This is a genomic window from Herbidospora cretacea, assembly GCF_001570605.1.
Classification (GTDB): domain Bacteria; phylum Actinomycetota; class Actinomycetes; order Streptosporangiales; family Streptosporangiaceae; genus Herbidospora; species Herbidospora cretacea.
In genome coordinates, this window is record NZ_BBXG01000002.1 from 679,253 (window position 1) to 703,677 (window position 24,425).

Consider the following 24,425-nt stretch of genomic DNA (forward strand, 5'->3'; position numbering starts at 1 on the left):
CGACATGCCGCCCACGCTCCAGCCCGGCGCCCGCCGGTCCGACTGAGAGGACGACAGCCATGCCGCTCATGCTCAAGCCGGGCACGGCCTGGTCCGACGCCTACGGCCGCTGTGTCGAGACCGCCCCCGAGGCGTTCAACGACGACCGCGTCCTCAACCACTGGGGAGGCATCTGGCACCGCGACGGGCGCACCACCCCCGCCGTCACCCCCGTCGACGGCACGTCCATCGCCGGTCCGCCCCGACTCGACCGGTCGGCGGCGGCGCGGGCCGTCCACGCGGCGGTCGACGAACACCGGCGCTGGCGGCACACCCCCGTGGCCGAGCGCGCCGCGCGGGTGTCGGCCGCGCTCGACGCGATGGAGGCCCACCGCGACCTGCTGGCGCTGCTGCTGGTCTGGGAGATCGGCAAACCTTGGAAGCTCGCGACCGCCGACGTCGACCGCTGCATCGAGGGCGTGCGCTGGTATGCCGGTGAGATCGCCCGGATGACCGACGGCCGCGTCCCCCTGGCCGGTCCGGTCTCCAACATCGCGAGCTGGAACTATCCGATGAGCGTGCTCATGCACGCCATGCTGGTCCAGGTCCTGGCGGGCAACGGGGCCATCGCCAAGACCCCGACCGACGGCGGCCTGTCCTGCCTGACCCTGGCGACCGCGCTCGCCGCCCGCGAGGGTCTTCCGCTGACCCTCGTGTCGGGGAGCGGGGCGGAGCTGTCGCGGGTGCTGGTGCGCGGCCAGGAGATCGGCTGCGTGTCCTTCGTCGGCGGGCGCGACACCGGCGGCCAGGTGGCCACCTCGCTCGCCGACCTCGGGCGGCGGCACATCCTCGAACAGGAGGGCCTCAACTGCTGGGGGGTCTGGGACTACAGCGACTGGGCCACCCTGACCGGGCAGATCCGCAAGACCTACGACTACGCCAAACAGCGCTGCACGGCCTACCCGCGGTTCGTCGTGCAGCGGTCAGCGTTCGGCGAGTTCCTGGCCGCCTATCTGCCGGCGGTCCAGGGCGTCCGGTTCGGGCACCCTCTCGCGGTGGAGTCGGCCGGCGATCCGCTGCCGGAGCTCGACTTCGGCCCACTGATCAACAACGCGAAGGTGAAAGACCTGACCGACCAGGTCGACGAGGCGGTGTCCAAGGGCGGCGTGCCACTGTTCCGGGGAGCGCTGGATGACGGGCGATTCCTGCCCGGGCAGGACATCTCGGCCTACATGGCCCCGGTGGCGATCCTCACGCCGCCCCGCTCGTCGCCGCTGTTCCACGCCGAACCGTTCGGGCCCGTCGACACGGTGGTGCTCGTCGACACCGAGGCCGAACTGCTGGCCGCGATGAACGCCAGCAACGGGGCACTGGTGGCGACCATCTCGTGCGACGACACCCGGACCGCCGCCCGGCTGGCCGGCGAGGTGCGGGCCTTCAAGGTCGGGCACAACGCGCCTCGGTCGCGGGGGGACAGAGAGGAGCTGTTCGGCGGGTTCGGCGGGTCGTGGCGGGGGGCGTTCGTGGGCGGTGAACTGCTGGTCCGCGCGGTGACACAAGGGCCGGCGGACGAACGACTGCCGGGGAACTTCGGGAACCAGACCCTCTTACCGGCGTAAGAGCCGCGGCCTGGCGGCGTCCAACGGCTCGGGCCGACCCACTGCCAGGCCGCGCCACGCGCTTCTCGGCAATGCCCAGCTCTTGGTGAACGCCGGGTCCAGCGCGCGGCGCTTCACGGGTGCTTCGTCCTCGGCCACCGCTTCGCTGGGGGTGGTCCGTGCGCAGGCCTCGTGCGGCTCGCCGCCCGATTTCAAACGCTTCTCCGTTACGGCTCCGCCTGATCTGCGCCTCCCGCCGCTCGGGGCGCGGCCAGTGGGCGGCGGCAACCGGCCGTTTCGGTTCGCGCCGTTTCGAGCCATGAGGGGGCACATCTTTTGGATCTGTCGAGGGGCCCGGCGAACAGGGGCGTGGATCCGCCCCTGGTTCGCTCCGCTGAAGGTCGGCTCAAGTGGTTCTTGGCGCTTGAGCTTCCTTGGCTCATCTGAGTTGGCTGGTCAGAAGCCCATCGGGTTCTCGGGGATGTCGGCCTTGGCGTAGATCTGGTGGGTCACGCCGTTCTTGAAGACCTTCAGGTCGACCAGTTCGAGGCCCAGGCGCTCGCCGCCGTCCCAGAGCTGCTTCTTGCCCTCGCCCACGATGATCGGGTGGACCAGCAGGCGCAGCTCGTCGAGCAGGCCGTGGCGCAGGAGCCACATCACCAGCGTGCCGCTGCCGGTGATCGAGATGTCCTTGCCCTCGGACGCCTTCAGCTCGCGGATCCCCGCCTCCACGTCGCCGGAGATGATCGACGAGTCGGCCCAGGTCGTCTCGGTCAGGGTGGTGGAGACGACGTACTTCTGGACGTTGTTGATGAAGCTGGAGAAGGGCACCTCCGGGCCCTGGCTGGGCCAGTAGCTCTGGAAGTCGGTGAAGGTCTTGCGGCCGAACAGGACCGCGTCGGCGTTGGCGACGGTGCTCTCGACCGCTTCGCCCATCTCGTCGCTGAAGTAGGGGAAGTGCCACTGGTCGGGGGCCTCGACGACGCCGTCGAGGGAGACGAACAGGCCCGAGATGATCTTGCGCATTTCTGCTCCTTGGTGTCGTTCTGCGTCGCGTTCTCCTGAAGCCTCTCACCGACAACTTTTTTTGTCAAGAAAGTCCGAGTGTTCGGCTGCGAGTGGGTGTTAGCGTCCGCGTCATGCGGGCGTTCCGGACCTATCTGGTCATCCGGGCGGTCGCCGGGTTCGCCATGGCCTGCGCGTTCACCCTCCAGCTCGTCTACCAGGCCCAGACGGCGGGGCTCGGGCCGCTGCAGCTCGTCCTCGTCGGGACGGTTCTCGAGGTCGTGATCTTCGCGGCGCAGGTGCCGACGGGGGTGCTGGCCGATCTGCACAGCCGCAAGTGGTCGGTGGTCGTCGGGTATGTGCTGATCGGTTCCTCGACCCTCGCGCAGGGGCTGGTGCCGACGTTTCCCGTCATCCTCGCCGCCTCGGCTCTCATGGGGGTCGGCTACACCTGTGTCGAGGGGGCCGAGGAGGCCTGGGTCGCGGGGGAGCTCGACGACGGCGCGGGGCGGGCGTTCACGCGGGGCGCCCAGGTCACCCAGGGCGGCACCGTCGTCGGGATCGTCGTCTCGGTTCTGCTCGCCTCGGTGCATCTTCGGGTGCCGCTGCTCGTGGGGGGCGGGGCGATGGTGTACTGGCCGGGGGTCTTGCCCTCGGTATGCGGGAGTCGCCTTTCGAGAAGGTCAGTGCGCCTCGGGAGCACCTCTCGGCCTCGGTCAGGGCGGTGCGGAAGCGGCCGGCGCTGTGGTTCCTCATGGGGGCGGTGGCCTGTTCGGCGGTCGCGTCCGAGGGGATCGACCGGCTCACCCAGCTTCACTTCACCCAGGCGTTCGGCACGCCGTTCGTCTGGTTCGGGGCCATCTCGATCGGGGCGATGGTGGCGGCCATCCTGCTGACGCAGGTCACCGACGGGACCGGGATGCGCGGACTCGCGGTCCTGCAGGTCGGGGCGGCGGTGTCGGCGTTCGTGCTGGCTGCTTCCGGGTGGTTCTGGCCGGCGGCGGTCGCCTCCGTCCTGCTGAGCGCCGTCCGGGACGCGGCGCGGCCGACGATGATCACGTGGATCACCGAGCGGACCGAGCCGGGGAGCCGGGCCACCGTGTTCTCCTTCCTCGGGCAGGTCGACGCCGCCGGTGAGATGGCCGGCGGGCCGCCGCTCGGGCTCACGGCGGAGCGTTACGGGATCCGGGTCGCGCTGGGCGCGGCGGCGGGGGCGCTGGCGGGCGGCGTGCCGCTGCTGGGTCTCGCGGCGAGTAAGAGCGAGAGCGCTTCGGTGCGACAGGCCGCGACTGAGTAGCGCCCAGATGCGATTGCTTTTCCCGCGTTCACCGGTCCTTTTCGGCGGGAACAATTCGGATCATGGCCACGGTTGAGCCCCATCACATACGTGATTTGCTTGAGTCCGACATTCCCGGTGCCACGCTGGTGCTGGACGAAGATCGGATCCGCGTCGTCGCCGAAGCCCACGTTCACCATGCCACTGTCGTGGTGGCCAGGGCGACGCTGGTCGACAAGCTCGACGCCGGGGGCATGTCCCTTGAGCAGCTCACCGACGACCATCTCCGGCATATGGCGTCGGCGCTCAACAACATGGTGCAGAAACCCAACGTTTAGCCTCGCTGCCGTCATTCGCCCTTTTCGGGTGATTTACTCTCGGTTGCCACACTCCAGCCGTGAAGATCGTGCGGCTCGCCAACTTCGTCACGGCAACCTCTGGTGGGCTGCGTACCGCACTGGCCGAGCTCGGGGCGGGATACGCCGCCTCGGGGCATGAGCCGTTCCTCGTCGTCCCGGGGCCGATCGCCTCGGTCCGGGAGTCGGAGTCGGGGCTGGTCATCACTCTTCCCGGGCGCATCGTGCCGGGGACCGGCGGCTATCACGTCATCACCGCGCGCGGGGCCGTCCGGCGCGTGCTCGAACAGATCAGGCCCGACCGGATCGAGGTGTCCGACCGGTCGACGCTGCGGTGGACCGGGCGCTGGGCGCGCGAGCGCGGGATCGGGTCGGTCATGGTCTCGCACGAGAGCCTGGCCGCGCTGCTGCCGCCGCTCGCCGATCCGCTGAACAGGGCCACCGCGCGGTCGTACGACACCGTCGTCTGCACGACCAACTGGGCCGCCGCCGAGTTCCGGCGGATCGGGGCGCCGAACGTCACCCATGTTCCGCTCGGGGTGGACCTCGACCGGTTCACCCCCGGCAACTTCGATCAGGCCGTGCGAGACCGGCTGGCCCGCGCCGACGAGGTGCTGCTGGTCGTCTGCTCGCGGCTGTCGATCGAGAAGAGACCCCACCGGGCCATCGACGCCCTCGCGGAGCTGCGGCGCCGCGGGGTGAACGCGGTGCTCGCGGTGGCGGGCGAGGGACCGTTGCGGGCCCGGCTGGAACGCCGGGCGGAAGGCCTGCCGGTCCGGTTCCTCGGCCACCTCACCGATCGGGCCGGTCTTGCCGCTCTGCTGGCGACCGCCGACATCGCCATCGCCCCGGGCCCCGCCGAGACGTTCGGCCTGGCCGCCCTGGAGGCGCTCGCCTCCGGGACCCCGGTGGTGGCGGACCGGCGCAGCGCTCTCGGGGAGGTCATCGGCCCGGCGGGGAGATGCGTCTTCGGTCATCCCGGGGCGTACGCCGACGCGGTGGAGGACCTGTTGCGCCGGGACGACCGCCGGGATCTGGCGCGCCTGCGCGCCGAACGATTCAGCTGGGCCGCCTCGGTGGCCGGATTCCTGAAGGTGCACTCGACATGAGGGTCGCCGTCATCTCCGAATCGTTCCTGCCCCAGGTCAACGGGGTGACGAACTCAGTCTGCCGCCTGCTCGACCACCTCGCCGCCAACGGCCACGAGGCGCTCGTCATGGCACCCGACCCCGGTCCGGCCAGCTACGCGGGGTTCCCCGTCGTGGCGACCCCGGCCCTGGCCCTGCCCTTCTACCGTGATTTCCGCGCCGGCCTGCCGAGCCGGTTGGTGCTGCGCACGTTGCAGCGGTTCCGGCCGGACATCATCCATCTGGCGTCCCCGGCGGTGCTCGGGGCGTCCGGGATCCGGGCGGCGAGCCGCCTCGGCATCCCCGTCGTCGCGGTGTTCCAGACCGATCTGGTGGGGTTCGCCCGCCAGTACGGCCTGCGCGCCGCCGGCCCCTTCATCTGGCGCCGCCTGCGCGCCATCCACGAGAAGGCGGCCCGCACGCTGGCCCCGTCGAGCGCGACGCTCAACGAGCTGCGCGCCAACGGCATCCCGCGCCTGGCCCGCTGGGGCCGGGGCGTCGACCTGACCGGTTTCCACCCCGGCCGCCGCTCCGAGGCTCTGCGCGCGGAACTGGCGCCGGACGGCGAGGTCATCGTCGGGTACGTCGGCCGGGTCGCCGCCGACAAGCGGGTGCACCTGCTGGCCGGGGTCGCCGACATCCCGGGCGTCAGGCTCGTGGTGGTCGGCGACGGACCGGCGAAGGAGGCGCTCGGCAAGCTGATCCCGCGCGCCGTCTTCACGGGTCTCAAGACCGGCTCCGAGCTGCACGAACTGGTCGCCTCGTTCGACGTATTCGTGCACCCGGGCGGCAACGAGACCTTCTCGCAGGCCGTTCAGGAGGCCCTGGCCTCGGGGGTTCCGGTGGTCGCGGCGGCGGCGGGCGGACCGCTGGATCTGGTGCGCGACGGTCGTACCGGACTGCTCTATCCGGCCCACGACCGCGCCGCGATGCGCGACGCGGTCGAGGAACTGGCCGCCGACCCGGAGAGGCGGCGGCAGATGGCGGAGGCGGCCCGCGCGTCGGTCGAGGACCGCACCTGGAACGCCGTCTGCTCCGAACTCATCACCCACTACCGGGAGGTGCTGCTCGAAACGGGCGCACGCCACGATCTAGTGTTGACGGATGGCCAAGGGTGAGGAACGTGACGGCGTCGAGCTGACCAACCTCGACGTCCAGCTGTTCGACGGCGCTGAGGCGACCAAGCGCGACCTGATCGACTACCTCGACGCCGTCTCGGCGCGGATGCTGCCCGGCCTGCGTGACCGGCCGCTGTCGGTCATGCGGGTCAGGCCGGGCCAGCCGCCCTTCATGCAGAAGAACCTGCCCAAATACGCCCCCGACTGGATCCGGACCGAGGCGATCTGGGCGGAGGCGTCCAAGCGCGAGGTGCGCTATCCGGTCTGCGACGACAGGCGCACCCTGCTGTGGTTCGGCAACCAGCGCGCGGTCGAGTACCACGCGCAGCTCTACCGCTCGGCCGACGACGTGCACCAGACCCACCTGGTCCTGGACCTCGACCCGCCGGAGGGCGCGGGTTTCGACGTGGTGGTCAAAGCCGCATTTCTTGTACGCCAGGCGCTCGCCGACACCAAGCTCGAAGCCGCGGTGAAGACGAGCGGGTCGAAGGGCGTCCACATCCTGGTGCCCCTGGCCGACGCGCTCCCCTTCGAGGACGTGGCCGCCGCCACCCGCGCGCTGGCCGTCCGGGCCGAGAAGCTGGGGCCCGAGATCGCGACGACGGCGTTCATCCGCGAGGACCGCGAGGGAAAGGTGTTCCTCGACTCGACCCGCGCGGGCGGCGCGACCATCGTCGCGGCCTACTCACCCCGGATCCGACCGCGCGTCCCGGTCTCCACCCCCGTGGCCTGGGACGATCTGGAGTCGATCACCCCCGCCGACTTCACGATCAAGACGCCGCTCCCCGACGAGGACCTGTGGGCGGCGCTGATGCCCAAGCCGCAGACGCTGCCCGCCGACCTGATCGACCACGGCCACACGATCCCGGTGGCCCGGGTGCAGGCCATGCACGAGGGCAAACGCCGCGCAAAAGCCCGCCGGGAAGGGTAGTCGCGGACCCCACCCGCCCGGGGTGTGGCCATCCTCCCGCCCCCTGCCGACGTTTCCGCCGGCCACGCCACCGCCTGTGGAAAACCGCTCAGTCGGCGAGCCAGTGGCCGTGGAAGCCGCGCGGCACGCGTCGGGGCAGGTGGACCGAGGCCACGTGGGCGAGGTCGGCGGCGTCGAGAACGAGGAGGTCCGAGCCGTGGTCGGTGAAGACGAGGGAGACGAGCCAGCCGTCGTCCTCGGCGGTTCCCCGGGGGACGAAGACGGCCTCGCCCGGACCTTTCGCCTCGTGGACCTTGGTGACGCCGGAGGCGAGGTCGTACTTGACGATCTCGTCGCCGCCCGCCGCGTAGATGTAGCGGCCGGGCAGGCCCGTGTGGCCGTCGTTGACGGTCGGGAACTCGACGGTACGGTCGTCGAGCTCCTCCTCCCTCGCGGTGGTGCCGCTGATGGTCCAGCGGTGGAGGCGTGAGCCGATCACCTCGTGGGCCGGGTCGGGGGCGCCGCTGATGTGGCCCCACATGCCGGTGAAGGTGCCCGGCGAGTAGCGGACGGCGTCGATCACGATGTTCCCCGCGGCGTCCTCGCGGGCGTTGCCGACGTGGAAGACGTAGCAGGGGTCGACGTCGACCCAGGTCACCGGGCCGCCCGACTTGCGCATGTAGCCGATGCGGGCGCCATAGGCGTCGTCCCAGCGGTAGGGCATGCCGGAGTCCTGGAAGGCCAGGTCGAGGTCGAAGACGACGGGCAGGTCGAGCCAGACGACATAGTTCTCGGTGATGGCGAAGTCGTGCATCATGGTCGGCCCCTTGACCGGGATCTCCCGGCTTTCGACCAGGACGCCGTCCTTCGTCAGGCGGTGGTAGGTGAGGTAGGGCGCGAAGAAGCCGTAGCCGAAGAAGAACAGGTCGCCGGTGATCGGGTCTTCCTTCGGGTGGGCGGTCATCGCCGTGGTGAGCCGGCCGCCGAAGTCGACGGGCCCGATGGTGTCGAGCTCGGGGCTCATCTCGTAGGGGAGGCCGGCCTCGACGAGGGCGTAGATGCGGCCGTCGTGGCGGATCACGTTGGTGTTCGCCGGGACGGCCGCCAGGTCGAGTCTGCCCTGGTCGTCGATGTACCGGCCGTCGCGGGTCCGCACCCAGCGGTTGCGGTACCACTCCGCGCGGCCGTCGCGGAGGCGGACGCCGTGGATCATGCCCGCGCCGGTGAACCAGTGGCCCGGGTCCTGGCCCGGGAGGGGGTTGGGGCCGTTGCGGAAGTAGCGGCCGGTCAGCTCGGGCGGCAGGGCGCCGGTGACGGGCAGGTCGAACGCCTCGATCTCGTCGGGGACGGGGGCGAGTTGGCCGTCCAGGTAGCTCTTCGTCATGGCGCGCTCCTCTGACATTCCATCAGTGACATGTCGAAAGTAGACCTTCCAATCCTGACATGTCAACGCATACAGGTAGAGTGCCGTCCATGAGCCTGCGCCACGCCCTGCTCGGGCTGCTCTCCGAGGGTCCGGCCAGCGGCTACGACCTGCTGAAACTCTTCGACAACTCGCTCGCCAACGTGTGGCCCGCGACGCAGAGCCAGCTCTACGGCGAACTCGGCCGCCTCGCCGACGCCGGGCTGATCACGGTGCAGTCGGAGGGGGCGCGGGGGCGCAAGGAGTACGCCGTCACCGACGCCGGGCGAGCGGAACTGCGCCACTGGATGCTGGAGGTGAAGCCGACCTGGATCCAGCGCTACGACATGCTGCTGCGGGTCTTCTTCTTCGGCCAGATCTCCACCGACGACGCCATCGCCTACCTGCGCGAACAGCAGCGCACCGGCGCGGAGGCGGTCGACCACCTGACGGAGGTCGGCCAGATGATCGCCGACTACGACGACGACTTCACCGTCTACGGACGGGTCGCCCTGGAATGGGGCCTCCGCTTCAACCGGCTCCACCAGGAGTGGGCCGAATGGGCCATCCAGGAGGTCAAGGCCCACGACCGCAGCTCAAGCGCGGACCCCTGCAAGCCGTCAGATGAGCATGGTGCGTAGCCGGTCTCTGGCCGGTCCTCGTAGACGGGAGAGCCAGCGGGTCAGGACCGTTTTGCCGAAGCCCTGGATCAGGACCTTCTCCTCGTTCGGGGTCAGGTCGCCCTCCAGGCGTTCCTCGACCGCCGGGAGCAGGTCGTCGGCGAACGGGGCCGCGGTGCGCAGGACCAGATCGCGGCTGACGTTCTGCTCCACCCAGTCGGGCGGGGCGTTGACGAAGCCGCTCAGCGGCCCGGCGATCATCCGCTGGAGTGCCGGGACACAGCGTGGGTCGCCCTGCTTGACCAGGACGCACATCGCGATCTCGCCCAGGTCCGGATCGTCGGCCAGCTCGGCCACCCGGTCGAGATAGCCCGGTTCGTCGATCCAGGCCACGATGTTCCGCAGCGCCGCCTGCCGGACGCTGAAATCGGGGTGATCCGTCAGCGCCAGGACAAGTGGCCCGAGCCGGCGGCCGTGGTCGCTCTGGGCGGCCAGCCCGGCCGCCTCCCAGCAGCACGCCGCCGGGGGCCGTTTCCGGCTCAGCAGGATGGACAGCAGGCGGCCGAGCGCCTCCGGCTGGAGGCGGAGCCGTTCGCAGACCACGCCGGTCACGGTGTCCCACTCGGGGTCCATCCACGGCACCCGCTCGGCGCAGTTGGCCACGCCGTTCTCGGCGCAGAGCGCGAGGGCCCGGACCACCTCCTCGTCGGCCAGGCAGGCGCGGATCAGCAGCCCGAACGCCGCCCCGAACCGCAGCTCGGGATGTTCGGAGCGCAGATATCCCCGGACGAACGGCACCTGGGCCGGGTGGCGGGCCAGCGCGACCAGGGTCGCCATCCTGGCGGCCGTGTCGGGCTCGACCTCCATGTGGTCGCGCAGCACCGGGCCGAGGGCGGGCTCGGGCACGTACGAGAGCGCGAAGGCCACCATGCGCCGAAGGCCCGGCGACGGGTGGCCGAGCAGCTCGACCAGCAGCGGGACGTCGGCCGTCACGGCGGCCAGCCGGGCGGCCCAGGGCCCGGCCGGGGGCGCGCCCACCTCGTCGGCGAGCCAGCGCAGCCCGGCCGCGCTGGCGGTGCCCGGTTCGTCGCCCGAGGTGCCGAAGTCACGGACGACGTCGTCGGCGGCGAACACGCCTACGTCGCGGCGAAGTGGGCGGCCATGACCTGCGTGTGCAGGGGGAACGCCAACTCTTGTGGTTCCTTCACGATCAGCCACTCCGAGGTCTCCGGGGTGGGGGTGAACACGGGGAGGTCGGTGCTGGAGACGGCGGGGGCGCGGCCGAAGATCAGGACCGTCCCGTCGGGGGCGCTCAGCACGTCGAACAGCGTCACGTCGGCGGCGGCGACCACGATGCCGGTCTCCTCGAACAGCTCGCGGGCGGCGGCCTGCTGCCACGACTCGCCGATGTCGATGAAGCCGCCGGGCAGGGCGAGCTGCCCGAGCCGGGGCTCGATCGCCCGCCTGATGACGAGGAGGCCCTCGTCGACCGGCAGGACCATGACGGCCACCGGCAGCGGGTTGAGATAGGCGGTGTTGCCACAGGCGGCGCAGAGGCGGGGCCAGGGCTGGTCGAGCGCGTATGAGGCGCCGCAGAAGGTGCAGTGTGAGTTCCGGATCGCCACGTGCTGAGAGTATCCGGAAAAGGTGCAGGATAGCCGGGTGAACGCGGGCACTGTCGGGCAGGCCATCGGGCTTTTCGCCATGACGAATGTGGACGATCTCGTTCTGATCGCCCTCTTCTTCACCCAGACCACAGCATTACGCATCGTTCTGGGGCAGTACCTCGGATTCGCGGCCATCCTCGCCATTGCCGGGATCACCTTCGCCAACGGCGGCGACAACATCGGCGTGTACGTCCCCGTCTTCGCCACCCAGGGCGTCGTCGTCTACGTGGTCGTCTTCCTGGTCATGGTCGGCGTGCTCTGCCTGGCCGGGCACTTCCTGGCGACCAGGCCGGTCGTCGCGAGGGCGCTGGCCAAATGGGGCCACGTCCTCTTCCCGGTCGTGCTCGTCGGGATCGGCGTGTTCATCCTCGTGGGGCATACATGATGACCAGCACCCCGAGCAGGCAGACGCCCGCCCCGATCAGGTCCCACCGATCGGGGCGGAAGCCGTCGAACACGATCCCCCAGGCCAGCGACCCCGCCACGAACACCCCGCCGTAGGCGGCCAGGATGCGGCCGAACTCGGCCTCGGGCTGGAGTGTCGCGACGAATCCGTAGATCCCGAGCGCGATCACCCCGGCCCCGGCCCAGAGGAGCCCGCGCTGTTCCCGGACCCCCTGCCAGACCAGCCACGCCCCGCCGATCTCGGCGACGGCGGTGAGGGCGAACAGCACCAGGGAACGGACGATCGTCACCCCGGCGACTGTAGCTACTTCTTGGTCGAGTAGGAGTGGGCGCCCGCCCCCGCGAGATGCCCGCCCTCGACGATCAGGTACTCCTCCCGGATGGGCGTGCCGGCGAAGAAGTTCTCCAGGATCTCCCTGGTGCCCGCCGCGTAGCGGGTCTGGGCCGACAGGGAGGAGCCCGACATGTGCGGCGTCATGCCGTGGTGCGGCATGGTCCGCCACGGGTGGTCGGCCGGGGCCGGCTGCGGGTACCACACGTCGCCCGCGTAGCCGGCGAGACGGCCGCTCCGCAGAGCGCGGACGATCGCGTCGCGGTCGGCGATCTTGGCTCGGGCGGTGTTGATCAGGTACGCCCCCCGCTTCATGGTCGACAGCAGTTCCTCGCCGAACAGGCCCTCGGTCTCCGGGTGGAGCGGGGCGTTGATCGTGACGACGTCGCACACCGGCACCATGTCGGCGGTGCTCTCGTGCCAGGTCAGGTTGAGGCTCTCCTCGACCTCTTTCGGCAGCCGGTAGCGGTCGGTGTAGTGGAGGTGGACGTCGAACGGCGCGAGCCGCCTCAGCACGGCCAGCCCGATCCGGCCCGCCGCGACCGTCCCGACGTGCATGCCCTCGAGGTCGTACGACCGCTTGACCACGTCGGCGATGTTCCAGCCGCCCTCCCTGACGACGTCCCAAGCGGGCAGGTAGTCGCGGACCAGGGAGAGGATCATCATCACGACGTGTTCGGCGACGCTGATGCTGTTGGAGTAGGTGACCTCGGCGACCGTGACGCCGTGCTCCACCGCCGCGTCGAGGTCGGTATGGTCGGAGCCGATGCCGGCCGTGACGATCAGCTTGAGGTTGGCCGCCTTGGCGAACCGTTCCGCCGTCATGTACGCCGGCCAGAACGGCTGGGAGATCACCACGTCGGCGTCGGGCAGCTCACGGTCGAACGTCGAGTCGACGCCGTCCTTGTCGGAGGTGACGACCAGCGTGTGGCCGTTGCCCTCCAGGTACTCACGGAGACCGAGCTCACCCGACACGCTGCCGAGCAGGACGCCCGGGGTGAAGTCGATCGCCGAGGGGGTCGGCAGGGTCTGCCCGCCGGGATAGCCGGACAGTTCCGGCAATCCATCGCGTGCGTACTCCTTCGGGTAGCCGTCGACCGGGTCGTCGTACAGCACGCACAGGACCTTGGCCATGGGAATCGCCTCTCGTCCGCGGGAAGGTGGTCAGATTCCACCCTTCGCGACGCTCCGTAGCAGGTCAAAGCGTATGTCCCTATCGTTGATAGGCCCTGCCTATCAGGCCAGGTGGCTCCGCAGGGTGGCGTCGAGCGCGGCGCGGAGGTCGAGCCCCCGGGCGACGTCGAGCAGCGCCCGCACCACCACGGGCTCCGGGGAGCGCTCGGCCGTGACCAGGCCGATCTGCGGCGACCGGGGCGGGGTGTCCATCGGGACGATCCGCATGCCCTCGGGGACGCCGATCATGTGGAGCCACGCGTGGGCGATCACGCTCGACCAGCGGTGGGTGGCGACGTGGGCGAACAGGGCCGAGACGCTGTCGGTCTCGATCGCCGGGACGACCGCCGCGCCGGCGTCGCGGAACAGGTCGTCGAGGATGCGCCGGTTGCGCATCTCCTGGCCGAGCAGGCAGAGCGGCAGCGCCGCCACCTCGGTCCAGCGGGCCCTCGGCCGGTCGGCGAGCTCGCCGTCGTCGGGGGTGAGCAGCAGGTAGCGCTCCTCGTAGAGGGGGACGGCGCGGTCGCCGTCCTCGCCGTCGAGGTAGGTCAGCGCGGCGTCGATCTCGAAGTCGCCGAGCCGCCGGTGGATCTCCCGGGACGACAGGCTGCACAGCGAGATGCGGGCGTGCGGGTGGCGTGCGCAGAAGGGGGTGGTCAGCAGCGACGTGGCGGCCATGGCCGTGGGGATCGCGCCGAGGCGGAGGGTGCCGGAGACGCCGGCCCGCATCTGGGCGAGGTCGTCGCGCAGGCCGTCGCGGTCGGCGAGGATGCGGTGGGCCCACAGCAGGACCCGCTCGCCCTCCTCGGTCAGCCCGGTGAACCTTCTCCCGCGACGCACCAACGTCACGCCGAGGTCGGTCTCCAGGCGGCGGATGCCCGCTGACAGCGACGGCTGGGAGACGTGGCACGCCTCGGCGGCGCGGGCGAAATGGCGCTCGCGGGCCAGCGCGACGAGATATTCCAGCTCCCGGAGCAGCATCCTCCCAACCTAGGCGACCGGCTTTTCCACAGGTGTGATCGTCGCCCGTGAGAACGTCGGTCGGAGCGGTGACGATGAGCCGGGCCCCGGGGTGGGTGGGCCCGGCCGGGGGGTGGATGGCACCCCCGGCCGGCCCACGTGGACTCCAGCCGTCAGAAGCCCTGGGCCAGGCGGTAGTAGGCCTGGTTCCAGCGCAGCTCCTTGGTGAAGGAGCGGGTTGTCGTCCCGGCGTCGATCAGCAGGAGCTCCACGCCGAGCATGTCGGCGAAGTCGTGCAGTTCCTCCGCGCCCACGGCGGCCGACAGGACCGTGTGGTGCGGGGCTCCGGCGGTCAGCCACGACTCCGACGAGGTGCGCAGGTCGGGGCGGGGCTGCCAGACGGCGCGGGCGACCGGGAGCTTGGGCAGGGGCTCCGGCGGGGCGACCACGTCGATCTCGTTGGCGACCAGGCGGAACCGCTCGCCCATGTCGGCCAGGCCGATGACGACCGCCGGGCCGGGGGCCGCGTCGAAGACCAGCCTGACCGGGTCCTCCCGGCCGCCGATCCCGAGCGGGTGGATCTCGCACGACGGCTTGCCCGCCGCGATGCTGGGGCAGACCTCCAGCATGTGGGCGCCGAGGATCAGCTCCTCGTCGGGCGTCAGGTGGTAGGTGTAGTCCTCCATGAACGAGGTGCCGCCCCCGGGCACCATCGCCTTCAGAGTCCTGAGCAGGACCGAGGTCTTCCAGTCGCCTTCGCCGCCGAAGCCGTAGCCGTCGGCCATGAGCCGCTGGACCGCGAGGCCGGGAAGCTGACGCAGGCCGCCGAGGTCCTCGAAGTTCGTGGTGAACGCCTTGAAGCCGCCCTCGGTCAGGAAGGTCCGCAGGCCGAGCTCGATCCGCGCGGCGTAGCGCAGCGACTCGTGCCGGGAACCCTCGCTGCGCAGCTCGACGGCCACGTCGTAGAGGTCCTCGTACTCCTTCACCAGCGAGGTCACGTCGGTGTCGGCCATGGCGTCGACGACCTCGACCAGGTCGTTCACGCCGTAGGTGTTCACCGAGACGCCGAAGCGGAGCTGCGCCTCGACCTTGTCGCCCTCGGTCACCGCCACGTCGCGCATGTTGTCGCCGAACCGGGCCAGCTTGAGCGAGCCGACCTCCGCGCGGCCCGCCGCCGCGCGTGCCCACGCGGAGATGCGCGCGGCCACCGCCGGGTCGGAGACGTGGCCGGTCACGGTCTTGCGGGCCACACCGAGCCGCGACTGGACGTAACCGAACTCGCGGTCGCCGTGGGCGGCCTGGTTCAGGTTCATGAAGTCCATGTCGATGGTCGCCCAGGGCAGCTCGCGGTTGGCCTGGGTGTGCAGGTGCAGCAGCGGCTTGCGCAGGGCGTCCAGGCCCGCGATCCACATCTTGGCGGGAGAGAAGGTGTGCATCCAGGCGATGACGCCGCCGCACTCGTCGTCGGCGTTGGCCGCGAGCATCACGTTGCGGATGGACGTCGCGTCGAGCAGGACCGGCTTCCACTCCAGGTCGAACGGCAGGGCGTGGCCCAACTCCGTCGCGATGGCCCGCGACTGGTCGGCGACCTGGGCCAAAGTCTCGTCTCCGTAGAGAGACTGGCTGCCGGTCAGAAACCACAGTTTCACTTGGTGCTCCTCTGTCCGTAGACGTTCTGGTAGCGGTCGTAGAGCGCGTCGATGTGCTTGTCCTCGATGGGGACGACGTCGCCGAGCTGGCGGGCGATGTGCACGGTCCGGGCGACGTCCTCGCACATCACGGCGGCCTTGACGGCGGCCTTGGGGGTCGCGCCGATGGTGAATACGCCGTGGTTGCGCATCAGCACCGCCGGGGAGCGGTGGCCCTTCAGGGTGTCGACCAGGCCGCGGCCGATGTCGTCCCCGCCGATCAGGGCGAACGGGCCGATGGGGATCTCACCGCCGAACTCGTCGGCCATCGCGGTCAGCACGCACGGGATCGACTCGCCGCGGGCGGCCCAGGCGGAGGCGTAGGTCGAGTGGGTGTGCACGACGCCGCCGACCTCGGGCATGTGGCGGTAGATGTAGGCGTGCGCGGCGGTGTCGCTCGATGGGGAGTGGTCGCCCTCGACCAGGTTGCCGTCGAGGTCGCAGACGACCATCGACTCGGGGGTCAGGTCGTCGTAGGACAGGCCGCTGGGCTTGATGACGAACAGGTCCTCGCCCGGGACGCGGCCCGAGACGTTGCCGGCCGTCCAGGCGACCAGGCCGTAGCGGACCAGTTCCGAATGCAGGGCGCAGACGGTTTTTCTCACTTGGACGCCTCGTTCCGGATCGCGCGCAGCCGGTGGAGCAGGCCTCGGTCGGCGAAGTGGTCGTGCAGGATGCGGTATTCGGCGTAGAGCCGGTCGTAGGCGGCGGCCCGCTCGGCGTCGGGCGTGTACGCCTTCGCCTTCCGCTTGCCCATCGCCGCCGCCGCCGAGGGGATGTCCGGATACGCCCCGGCCGCCACCGCGGCGTGGATGGCCGAGCCCAGCGCGGGCCCCTGGTCCGACTCGATCACCGCGAGCGGCTTGCGCAGCACGTCGGCGTAGACCTGCATGAGGAACGCGTTCTTCAGCAGCCCGCCCGCGACGACGAACTCCTCGACCGGCACCCCGGAGGCCTCGAAGGTCTCGATGATGACCCGGCAGCCGAACGCGGTCGACTCCAGCAGCGCCCGGTAGACGTCCTCGGGCTTGGTGGACAGGGTCTGGCCGACGACGACCCCGGAGAGGTCGTGGTCGACGAGCACCGACCGGTTGCCGCCGAACCAGTCGAGCGCCACAAGTCCGTGGCCGCCGACGGCCTGGCTCTCGCCGAGCGAGGTCAGGTACTGGTGGACGGAGACGCCCAGCTCGGCGGCCTTGTCGACGTAGGAGGCGGGGACGTAGTTGTCGACGAACCAGGCGAAGATGTCGCCCACGGCCGACTGCCCGGCCTCGTAGCCCCAGAGCCCGGGAACGATCCCGTCCTGGACCACGCCGCACATGCCCGGCACCTCGGCCAGGCTCTCGCCGTTCATCACCAGGCACGTCGAGGTGCCCATGATCGCGACCATCTGGCCGGGCCGCACGGCGTCGGCGGCGGCGGCCGTCACGTGGGCGTCGACGTTGCCGACCGCGACCGCGATGCCCTCGGGCAGGCCGGTCCATCCGGCGCCCTTGGCCGACAGGCCGCCGGCCCGGCCGCCGAGCGGCGACAGCTCAGCGCCGAGCTTGGCGGTGAACCCGGCGAACTCCGGGTTGAGCGCGGTCAGGAACTCCTCGGACGGGTAGGCGCCGTCCTGGTAGATGGCCTTGTATCCGGCGGTGCAGACGTTGCGCGTCTCGACGCCGCTGAGCTCCCAGATGATCCAGTCGGCCGCCTCGATCCACCGGTCGGCCAGCGCGTAGAGCTCGGGATCCTCCTCCAGCAGCTGGAGTCCTTTGGCGAACGCCCATTCCGACGAGACCTTGCCTCCGTACCGCGGCAGCCACGCTTCCCCCCTGGAAGCGGCCAGCTCGTTGATCCGGTCTGCGTGGGCCTGCGCGGCGTGGTGCTTCCACAGCTTCGGCCAGGCGTGGGGCCGGTCGGGGAACCGGTCGCTCAGCGGGGTTCCGTCGGCCAAGGCGGGCAGGATGGTGCAGGCCGTGAAGTCGGTCGCGATGCCGATCACGTCCTCAGGTGACACGCCGGCCGACTCCACCGCCTTCGGCACCGCGACGCGCAGCACGTCGCGCCAGTCGTCGGGGGACTGGAGGGCCCAGTCGGGGGTGGGGCCGGGGATCACTCCCCGGGCGTACTCATGAACGGCGGAGCCGAGTTCGGCGCCGTCCCGGACCCGGACCACGACGGCCCGGCCGGAAAGGGTGCCGTAGTCGACTCCGACCACGTATCTGTCATCGGTCACGCGTAGCTCCCGTCGTCACAATGAGGCGCTGGAGAAGGATGAAGATCAGGAGCAACAGGCCGATGACGATCTTGGTCCACCAGGAGCTGAGGGTGCCCTCGAAGCTGATGACGGTCTGGATCAACCCGAGCACGAGCACGCCGAGCACCGTGCCCAGCAGGTAGCCCGATCCGCCGGTCAGCAGCGTGCCGCCGATGACGACCGCCGCGATGGCGTCGAGTTCCATGCCGACGGCGTGCAGGCCGTAGCCGGAGAGCATGTAGAACGACAGCAGCAGGCCGCCGAGCGCCGAGCACAGACCGCTGATCGTGTAGACGACGATCTTGGTCCGGGCCACCGGAAGGCCCATGAGCAGCGCCGACTGCTCGTTGCCGCCGACCGCGTAGACGTTCCGGCCGGTGCGCGTGTAGTGCAGCGTGTACGTCGCCAGGAGCACCACCGCCAGCGCGATGAGCACGCTGGGGGAGATCCACAGGTCGGGCCCGAGCTTGATCTGGGTCTGCGCGATCGAGGTGAACGTCGGGTCGTTGATCGGGATCGAGTCGGTGCCGATCGTGTAGCACAGGCCCCGGGCCAGGAACATGCCGGCGAGGGTCACGATGAACGGCTGGATCTCGAAGTAGTGGATGATCGCGCCCATCGCCGCACCGAGCACCCCGCCGATGGCCAGCACGAGCAGGATCACCAGGATCGAGGGTGTGGACGGCAGCAGCGAGGCCGAGATCATCGTGGTCAGCGCCACCACCGAGCCGACCGACAGGTCGATGCCCCCGGTGAGGATGACGAAGGTCATGCCGACCGCCACGACCAGCAGGAACGCGTTGTCGATGAAGACGTTCAGGATGATCTGGCCGGTCGCGAAGCCCTCGTAGCGGATGCCGCCCGCCACGAACATCGCGACGAACAGCGCGCCGGTCACCAGCACGGGCAGGTAGTTGCGGGGGAGCGTCCGCGGGAGCTGGCGCGGGAGCGGGCGTGCCAGTGTCTTCACGTGCGCACCGTCACTTTCTCGTCGGCGGCGACCGCGGGCGGGGCCGGTCTTCTTCGCTGGCGGAAGACCTTGGCCCGGAACGCCGGCGACTGGAGCAGGCAGACGATCGTCACGACGAGCGCCTTGAACAGCAGCGTCGTCTCCGGCGGCACGCCGATGGAGTAGATCGTCGTGGTCAGGGTCTGGATGATGAGGGCGCCGAGGACCGTGCCGCTCAGGGAGAAACGGCCTCCGGCGAGGGAGGTGCCGCCGATGACGACGGCGAGGATGGCGTCGAGCTCGATCCACAGGCCGGCGTTGTTGCCGTCGGCGCTCGACACGTTGGAGCTGATCATCAGTCCGGCGATGCCGGCGCAGAGCGCGCAGAAGGCGTAGACGACGATGAGGATGCCGCGCGAGCGGATGCCCGACAGGCGGCTCGCCTCGGCGTTGCCGCCGACCGACTCGATCAGCAGGCCGAGGGCCAGCCGCCGGGTGATGAACGCCGTCAGCGCCAGCACGGCGGCGACGATGATGATGCCGAACGGCAGGGTCAGCCAGTAGCCGCCGCCGATGAGCTTGTAGGGGTCGCTGTTGATCGTGATGATCTGGCCGTCGGTGATGAGCTGGGCGAGACCCCGCCCGGCGACCATCAGGATCAGCGTCGCGATGATCGGCTGGATGCCGATGACCGAGACCAGCACGCCGTTGCCCACTCCCAGCGCGATCGCCAGGCCCAGCGCGATGCCCACCGCGCCCAGGACGCCGCCGATCGAGTCCTGGGAGGTGAGCGAGCTGATCTGGAGGCAGGCCATCGCACCGGAGATCGCCACCACGGAACCGACCGACAGGTCGATGCCGCTGGTCGCGATGACCAGGGTCATGCCGAGCGCCACCAGGATCAGGGGGGCGCCGAAGCGGAAGATGTCGATCAGGCTGCCGTAGAGGTGGCCGTCCTTGATCTCGATCTGGAAGAAGTGGTCGGTGAAGATCAGGTTGACCAGCAGCAGGGCGGCCAGCATGCCCAGCGGCCAGGCGAGGCGCTTCATTTGGCCGCTCCGCTGGCGATCGTCTCCATCAGCACGTCCGTCGTCAGGGTGTCGTCATTGGGGAGTTCGGCCACCACCCGGCGGTCGCGGAGCACCGCCACCTTGTGGCTGAGCCGCAGGACCTCTTCGAGTTCGGCCGAGATGAACAGGACCGCCATCCCGCCGTCGGAGAGCTCGACGACCAGCTTCTGGATCTCGGCCTTCGCGCCGACGTCGATGCCGCGGGTGGGCTCGTCGAGGATGAGCAGTCTGGGTTCGAGGATGAGCCACCGGGCCAGCAGCACCTTCTGCTGGTTGCCGCCGGACAGGTTCCGGATCAGCATCTCGGGGTTGTCCGGCCGGATGTTCAGCGCCTTGATGTACTTGGCGACCAGCTCGTCCTGCTTCTTGCGGGGCACCGGGCGGCTCCAGCCGCGGTCGGCCTGGAGGGCGAGGATAAGGTTCTCTCGCACCGTGAGCTCAGGCACCAGACCTTCCTCGCGCCGGTTCTCCGAGCAGAACGCCACGCCCTTGGACATGGCGATGCGCGGGGTCCGCAGGTTGACCTGCTCACCGCCGATCCGCACGGTCCCGGTCGCGGCGTGGTCGGCCCCGAACAGCAGGCGGGCGATCTCGGTGCGGCCCGAGCCGAGCAGCCCGGCCAGGCCCACCACCTCGCCCTCGCGGATGGTCAGCGAGAAGGGCGCCACCTTGCCGCCGAGCGCGGAGGCCTCGACGAGGGTGTCGGAGGTGCGCGCCGGGGGGCGTTCGTCGAGGCGCTCCAGTTCGGCCAGTTCGCGGCCGATCATCTTGCCCACCAGTTCGACCTGGGGGAGTTCGGCGGTGACGTACTCGCCGACGAGACGGCCGTTGCGCAGGATCGTCATGCGGTCGGCGATCTCGTAGATCTGGTCGAGGAAGTGCGAGACGAACAGGATCGCGATGCCTTGTTCCTTCAGGCGCCGCATCACCCGGAAGAGCTGGGCGACCTCGCCGGCGTCGAGGGAGGACGTCGGCTCGTCGAGGATCAGCACCCGGGCGTCGATGTCGATGGCGCGGGCGATGGCGACCATCTGCTGGATCGCCAGCGAGTAGGTGCTCAGCGGCTTGGCGACGTCGATCGACAGGTCGAGCCGGGTGAGCAGCTCGGCGGCCCGGCGGCGCATCTCGCGCCAGTTGATCCGGCCGAACCTGCGCGGCTCGCGGCCGATGAACACGTTCTCGGCGACCGACAGGTTCCGGCAGAGGTTGACCTCCTGGTAGACGGTGCTGATCCCCGCCTTCTGGGCCTCCAGGGGGCCGGTGAAGGCGACCTTCGCCCCGGCCAGTTCGATCTCACCGGCGTCGATGGAGTAGACGCCCGTCAGGACCTTGATCAGGGTCGACTTCCCGGCGCCGTTCTCGCCCATGAGCGCGTGCACCTCGCCGGGGAGCAGCCGGAAGTCCACGCCGTCCAGGGCGCGGACGCCGGGGAACTCCTTGCCGATCCCGGTCATCCGAAGGATCGCTTCAGCCATGCGCCATCCTCAATTTCTGGCGTTCGATCGGAAAGAGGGGCCGTCCGGGTCTCAGGTCAGGACGGCCCCTTCCGCTCCTAGTACTGACGGGTGGGCAGGGCCGTCTTGGCCTGCTCCTGGGTGAAGGTGGTCTCCTCGGTGACGACCCGGTCGGGGACCGTCTCACCGGCGAGGACCTTCTTGGCCAGGTCCATCAACTGCGGGCCGAGCAGCGGGGAACACTCGACGATGAAGTTGATCTTTCCGTCGGCGAGGGCCTGCATGCCGTCCTTGACAGCGTCCACCGTGATGATCTTGATGTCCTTGCCGGGGACCTTGCCCGCGCCCTCGATCGCCTCGATGGCGCCGAGGCCCATGTCGTCGTTGTGGGCGTAGAGCACGTCGATGTCCGGGTTGGCCTTCAGGAAGGCGTCCATGACCTCCTTGCCCTTGGCGCGGGTGAAGTCGCCGCTCTGGGAGGCGATCACCTTGAACTTCGGGTCGGCCTTGATGACCTCGGCGAAGCCCGACTTGCGGTCGTTGGCCGGGGCCGAGCCGGTGGTGCCCTGGAGCTCGACGATGTTCACGTCGCCGGTCTCGGAGGCGTACTGCTCGACCAGCCACTGGCCGGCCTTCTTGCCCTCTTCGACGAAGTCGGAGCCGAGGAAGGTCTTGTAGAGCGAGGTGTCGGCCGAGTCGACCGCCCGGTCGGTCAGGATGACCGGGATGTTGGCGTTCTTGGCCTCCATCAGCACGGTGTCCCAACCCGACTCGACGACCGGCGAGAAGGCGATGACGTCCACCTTCTGCTGGATGTACGACCGGATCGCCTTGATCTGGTTCTCCTGCTTCTGCTGGGCGTCGGAGAACTTGAGGTCGATGCCGGCGGCCTTGGCCGACTCCTGCACCGACTTCGTGTTCGCCGTCCGCCAGCCACTCTCGGCGCCCACCTGGGCGAAGCCCATAGTGATCGTCGAGTCACCGCCGCCGCTGGTGGCGCCGGTCGTGGCACCGGTCTCGGCGTCGCCGCCGCCACACGCCGTCGCGAGTACGCCGACCGCGACCAGTGCAATGATCTTCTTTAACAAGGTCAAGTCCCTTCCTTGTCTTTGTTAGCGCTCACACCACTGGCCCGGCTGGGAATCAGAGGGAAGCTTGTTGCCGTGTCGACTGTGAGCGTTAACATATGCGAGCGTCAAGGGCTCGCCTTGTCACGGATCGGTCACTTGCTCGAAACACTCTTTCGGGTCATGGCGCCGTACACGAGCGAGCCGACCACGACGGTCAGCGGGAACACGATGCCGGCGAGCAGTCCGGTGCTCAGCCCGCCGCCGGTCGTGTCGGCGACCGCGCCCGCCGTCCAGGGGCCGACCGCCGCGCCGAGGTCGCCGAAGACGGCCAGCACGCCGAACATCGCCGCGCCGCCGAGCGGGAACCGCGCCGAGGCGAGGCTGAAGGTGCCCGGCCAGAGCAGGCTCACCGCGAACCCGCACAGCGCGCAGCCCGCGAACGCCAGCACCGGGTTGGACGACAGGCACGCGACCAGGTAGCAGAGCGTCGCCAGCGCGCCGGAGAAGACCATCGCCGGGACCAGCGGGATCTTCTCCCCGAACAGCCCGTAGACGATGCGGCCGACCCCCATCAGCACCGCGAACAGACACGGCCCGGCCAGGTCGCCCCAGACCTTCGAGGCCCCGAGCCCCTCCTCGGCGAACAGCGACGACCACTGCGACATGGTCAGCTCCGACGCCCCGGCGGCCAGCATCAGCACCATGGCCGTCACAAACGCCGGCGTCCGGAACAGCGACGTCAGCGAGGTCCGGTGCTCGTCGGGCACGGTCTGCGGCATCGGCACCCGCAGGAACGCCACCAGGTTGGCCAGCGGCACGAGCGCCCAGACCAGCGGCAGCACGTACCAGGAGTCGCGCCCGATCGCGGCCAGGAGCAGCGTCGACCCGGCGACCACCGCGACCTGGCCCCAGCAGTAGAACGAGTGCAGCAGGCTCATCGCCGCCGCCTTGCCCTCCTGCGGCGTGGGCAGCGCGTCCACGACCGGGCTGACCAGCACTTCGAGGAGGCCGCCGCCGATGGCGTACACGACCACCGCGAAGCAGAGCCCGAGGTAGGGCGTCGGCGCGACGAACGGCGCCACCGCGAGCAGCACCAGCCCGGTCGCCGACATCACGTGGGCCAGCACGAGCGGTCCCCGGTAGCCGAGCCGGTCGACGTAGCGCACCGCGATGAGGTCGGTGACGAGCTGGGCGCCGAAGTTGAGCAGCACCAGACGTCCGAGCATTTCGAGCGGGAGGTCGTACGCCGTCTGGAACACGATGAACAGCAGGGGGGCCAGGTTGTTGACGATGGCCTGGGTGACGTAGCCGGTGTAGCAGGCCCAGCGCGTAGCTGTGTAAGACACCCGAAACCCCCCGAAGGCGACAGAAATCACCCGATGTTAGTGGAAGGTTCGGGGTACGCAGAAGGGCCGCGCATCCCCGAAGGGATACGCGGCCCTCTGACTGCCACTTGAGGCAGATTCCCGGCGCGAGCCACGGTCGGCTCGGCCGCCCGCGGCTCGCTCAGCCGTCAGCTCTCATGGGACCCGAGTCGGAGACTCAGGTGGCCATGCGGAGCGGAGGCGTCTGGTTGATCCAGTCGGTGCAGTTCGCCGGGTAGGCCGCCGGGCCCCCCGGAGTGCCCGGGGCGAGGAAGCCACCCGGGATGGGCACACCTACGGCGCAGCTCGTCCGGTGAATGGTGCCGGTGTTGGTCTGAACCGAGACGTGCAGGGTCGGGATCCCGAGGAGGAGCTCGATGATGATCTCGCTCGACACCGCCCGCACGCCGGCCGGGTAACCGGGCAGCGTGGACAGGTTGTGCCAGACCGGCGTGGTCCGCGGGTCGCGGATCCACGTCGTCCCGTCAGGACGGACCGACACCTGAAGGGTGTCCAGGAGCAGCGGCGACAGCGACACGTCGGCCGGAGCGGCCTCCGGTCCCACCGGGCCCGCGGGGCCGGCCGGACCCGCAGGTCCAGTCGCACCCGCCGGGCCGGTCGCACCGGTCGCACCGGTCGCACCGGTCGCACCGGCCGGACC

At 70.1% G+C, this 24,425-nt stretch carries 24 protein-coding genes and 1 pseudogene; 9 read left to right on the top strand and 16 right to left on the bottom strand.

Annotation, left to right across the window (positions count from 1 at the left end; genetic code table 11):
* Positions 1–59 precede the first annotated feature (59 nt).
* On the top strand, positions 60–1,598 hold the full coding sequence (locus tag AW270_RS05745; protein WP_061291326.1) for an aldehyde dehydrogenase family protein: 1,539 nt from the start codon (positions 60–62) through the stop codon (positions 1,596–1,598).
* A 435-nt stretch (positions 1,599–2,033) separates the two neighbouring features.
* On the opposite strand, the gene AW270_RS05750 is transcribed toward AW270_RS05745, so the two are convergent.
* Positions 2,034–2,603, bottom strand: a complete 570-nt coding sequence (locus AW270_RS05750) for a dihydrofolate reductase family protein (protein WP_061291328.1) — start codon at positions 2,601–2,603, stop codon at positions 2,034–2,036.
* A 113-nt stretch (positions 2,604–2,716) separates the two neighbouring features.
* Here AW270_RS05750 and AW270_RS42075 point away from each other — a divergent pair.
* The 6 genes and pseudogenes from AW270_RS42075 to AW270_RS05780 form a co-directional block, all read left to right on the top strand.
* Positions 2,717–3,208, top strand: a pseudogene (locus tag AW270_RS42075) (MFS transporter); the annotation flags it as partial.
* A gap of 98 nt (positions 3,209–3,306) precedes the next feature.
* Entirely contained in the window at positions 3,307–3,879 is a 573-nt protein-coding gene (locus AW270_RS05760; protein WP_169807255.1) for an MFS transporter, read from the top strand.
* A 62-nt stretch (positions 3,880–3,941) separates the two neighbouring features.
* Positions 3,942–4,196 (top strand): hypothetical protein, encoded by a 255-nt coding sequence (locus AW270_RS05765; protein WP_061291334.1) that lies wholly within the window; start codon positions 3,942–3,944, stop codon positions 4,194–4,196.
* A 59-nt stretch (positions 4,197–4,255) separates the two neighbouring features.
* Entirely contained in the window at positions 4,256–5,323 is a 1,068-nt protein-coding gene (locus AW270_RS05770) for a glycosyltransferase (RefSeq protein WP_061291336.1), read from the top strand.
* On the top strand, positions 5,320–6,459 hold the full coding sequence (locus AW270_RS05775) for a glycosyltransferase family 4 protein (protein WP_061291338.1): 1,140 nt from the start codon (positions 5,320–5,322) through the stop codon (positions 6,457–6,459). Before AW270_RS05770 ends, AW270_RS05775 begins: the two co-directional genes overlap by 4 nt.
* A complete protein-coding gene (locus tag AW270_RS05780; RefSeq protein ID WP_061291340.1) occupies positions 6,446–7,390 on the top strand; it encodes a DNA polymerase domain-containing protein in 945 nt (314 codons plus the stop codon). Before AW270_RS05775 ends, AW270_RS05780 begins: the two co-directional genes overlap by 14 nt.
* A gap of 88 nt (positions 7,391–7,478) precedes the next feature.
* Here AW270_RS05780 and AW270_RS05785 read toward each other — a convergent pair whose 3' ends face one another.
* The gene (locus AW270_RS05785; protein WP_082801319.1) at positions 7,479–8,753 is read right to left on the bottom strand and encodes a carotenoid oxygenase family protein; all 1,275 of its coding nucleotides are present in this window, start codon (positions 8,751–8,753) and stop codon (positions 7,479–7,481) included.
* An 89-nt stretch (positions 8,754–8,842) separates the two neighbouring features.
* Here AW270_RS05785 and AW270_RS05790 point away from each other — a divergent pair, with 89 nt between their 5' ends.
* A complete protein-coding gene (locus AW270_RS05790; protein WP_061291344.1) occupies positions 8,843–9,412 on the top strand; it encodes a PadR family transcriptional regulator in 570 nt (189 codons plus the stop codon).
* Here AW270_RS05790 and AW270_RS05795 read toward each other — a convergent pair.
* Together AW270_RS05795 and AW270_RS05800 are read right to left on the bottom strand one after the other, a co-directional pair.
* On the bottom strand, positions 9,392–10,525 hold the full coding sequence (locus AW270_RS05795; RefSeq protein WP_061291347.1) for a HEAT repeat domain-containing protein: 1,134 nt from the start codon (positions 10,523–10,525) through the stop codon (positions 9,392–9,394). The genes AW270_RS05790 and AW270_RS05795 overlap by 21 nt on opposite strands.
* Positions 10,526–10,527: 2 nt before the next feature.
* Positions 10,528–11,016 (bottom strand): NUDIX domain-containing protein, encoded by a 489-nt coding sequence (locus tag AW270_RS05800; RefSeq protein ID WP_218009096.1) that lies wholly within the window; start codon positions 11,014–11,016, stop codon positions 10,528–10,530.
* Between the two features lie 37 nt (positions 11,017–11,053).
* On the opposite strand from AW270_RS05800, the gene AW270_RS05805 reads away from it, so the two are divergent.
* Entirely contained in the window at positions 11,054–11,443 is a 390-nt protein-coding gene (locus AW270_RS05805) for a cadmium resistance transporter (RefSeq protein WP_061291348.1), read from the top strand.
* Here the strand turns inward: AW270_RS05805 and AW270_RS05810 are convergent.
* The 12 genes from AW270_RS05810 to AW270_RS05865 form a co-directional block, all read right to left on the bottom strand.
* Positions 11,421–11,753, bottom strand: a complete 333-nt coding sequence (locus tag AW270_RS05810; protein WP_061291350.1) for a YnfA family protein — start codon at positions 11,751–11,753, stop codon at positions 11,421–11,423. The genes AW270_RS05805 and AW270_RS05810 overlap by 23 nt on opposite strands.
* 14 nt (positions 11,754–11,767) lie before the next feature.
* Positions 11,768–12,928 carry an NAD-dependent formate dehydrogenase gene (locus tag AW270_RS05815; protein WP_061291352.1) on the bottom strand — a complete coding sequence of 387 codons (1,161 nt, stop codon included), beginning with the start codon at positions 12,926–12,928 and terminating at the stop codon, positions 11,768–11,770.
* A gap of 102 nt (positions 12,929–13,030) precedes the next feature.
* On the bottom strand, positions 13,031–13,948 hold the full coding sequence (locus AW270_RS05820) for a LysR family transcriptional regulator (RefSeq protein WP_061291354.1): 918 nt from the start codon (positions 13,946–13,948) through the stop codon (positions 13,031–13,033).
* Positions 13,949–14,100: 152 nt separating this feature from the next.
* Entirely contained in the window at positions 14,101–15,576 is a 1,476-nt protein-coding gene (gene araA / locus AW270_RS05825) for an L-arabinose isomerase (protein WP_061291357.1), read from the bottom strand.
* The gene (locus AW270_RS05830) at positions 15,573–16,220 is read right to left on the bottom strand and encodes an L-ribulose-5-phosphate 4-epimerase (protein WP_061291360.1); all 648 of its coding nucleotides are present in this window, start codon (positions 16,218–16,220) and stop codon (positions 15,573–15,575) included. The genes araA and AW270_RS05830 overlap by 4 nt, the downstream gene beginning before the upstream one ends.
* A complete protein-coding gene (araB, locus tag AW270_RS05835) occupies positions 16,217–17,818 on the bottom strand; it encodes a ribulokinase (protein WP_082801321.1) in 1,602 nt (533 codons plus the stop codon). The genes AW270_RS05830 and araB overlap by 4 nt, the downstream gene beginning before the upstream one ends.
* 7 nt (positions 17,819–17,825) lie before the next feature.
* On the bottom strand, positions 17,826–18,827 hold the full coding sequence (gene yjfF, locus AW270_RS05840; RefSeq protein WP_061291364.1) for a galactofuranose ABC transporter, permease protein YjfF: 1,002 nt from the start codon (positions 18,825–18,827) through the stop codon (positions 17,826–17,828).
* Positions 18,824–19,855, bottom strand: a complete 1,032-nt coding sequence (locus AW270_RS05845; protein WP_061291366.1) for an ABC transporter permease — start codon at positions 19,853–19,855, stop codon at positions 18,824–18,826. Before AW270_RS05845 ends, yjfF begins: the two co-directional genes overlap by 4 nt.
* Positions 19,852–21,351, bottom strand: coding sequence for a sugar ABC transporter ATP-binding protein (locus AW270_RS05850; protein ID WP_061291369.1), 1,500 nt, complete (start codon positions 21,349–21,351; stop codon positions 19,852–19,854). The genes AW270_RS05845 and AW270_RS05850 overlap by 4 nt, the downstream gene beginning before the upstream one ends.
* A 77-nt stretch (positions 21,352–21,428) precedes the next feature.
* Positions 21,429–22,424, bottom strand: a complete 996-nt coding sequence (locus AW270_RS05855; RefSeq protein ID WP_061291371.1) for an ABC transporter substrate-binding protein — start codon at positions 22,422–22,424, stop codon at positions 21,429–21,431.
* Between the two features lie 128 nt (positions 22,425–22,552).
* Entirely contained in the window at positions 22,553–23,746 is a 1,194-nt protein-coding gene (locus AW270_RS05860; RefSeq protein WP_061291373.1) for an MFS transporter, read from the bottom strand.
* Between the two features lie 196 nt (positions 23,747–23,942).
* Positions 23,943–24,425: hypothetical protein (locus AW270_RS05865; protein WP_218009097.1), on the bottom strand; the 483-nt coding region annotated here is incomplete at its 5' end.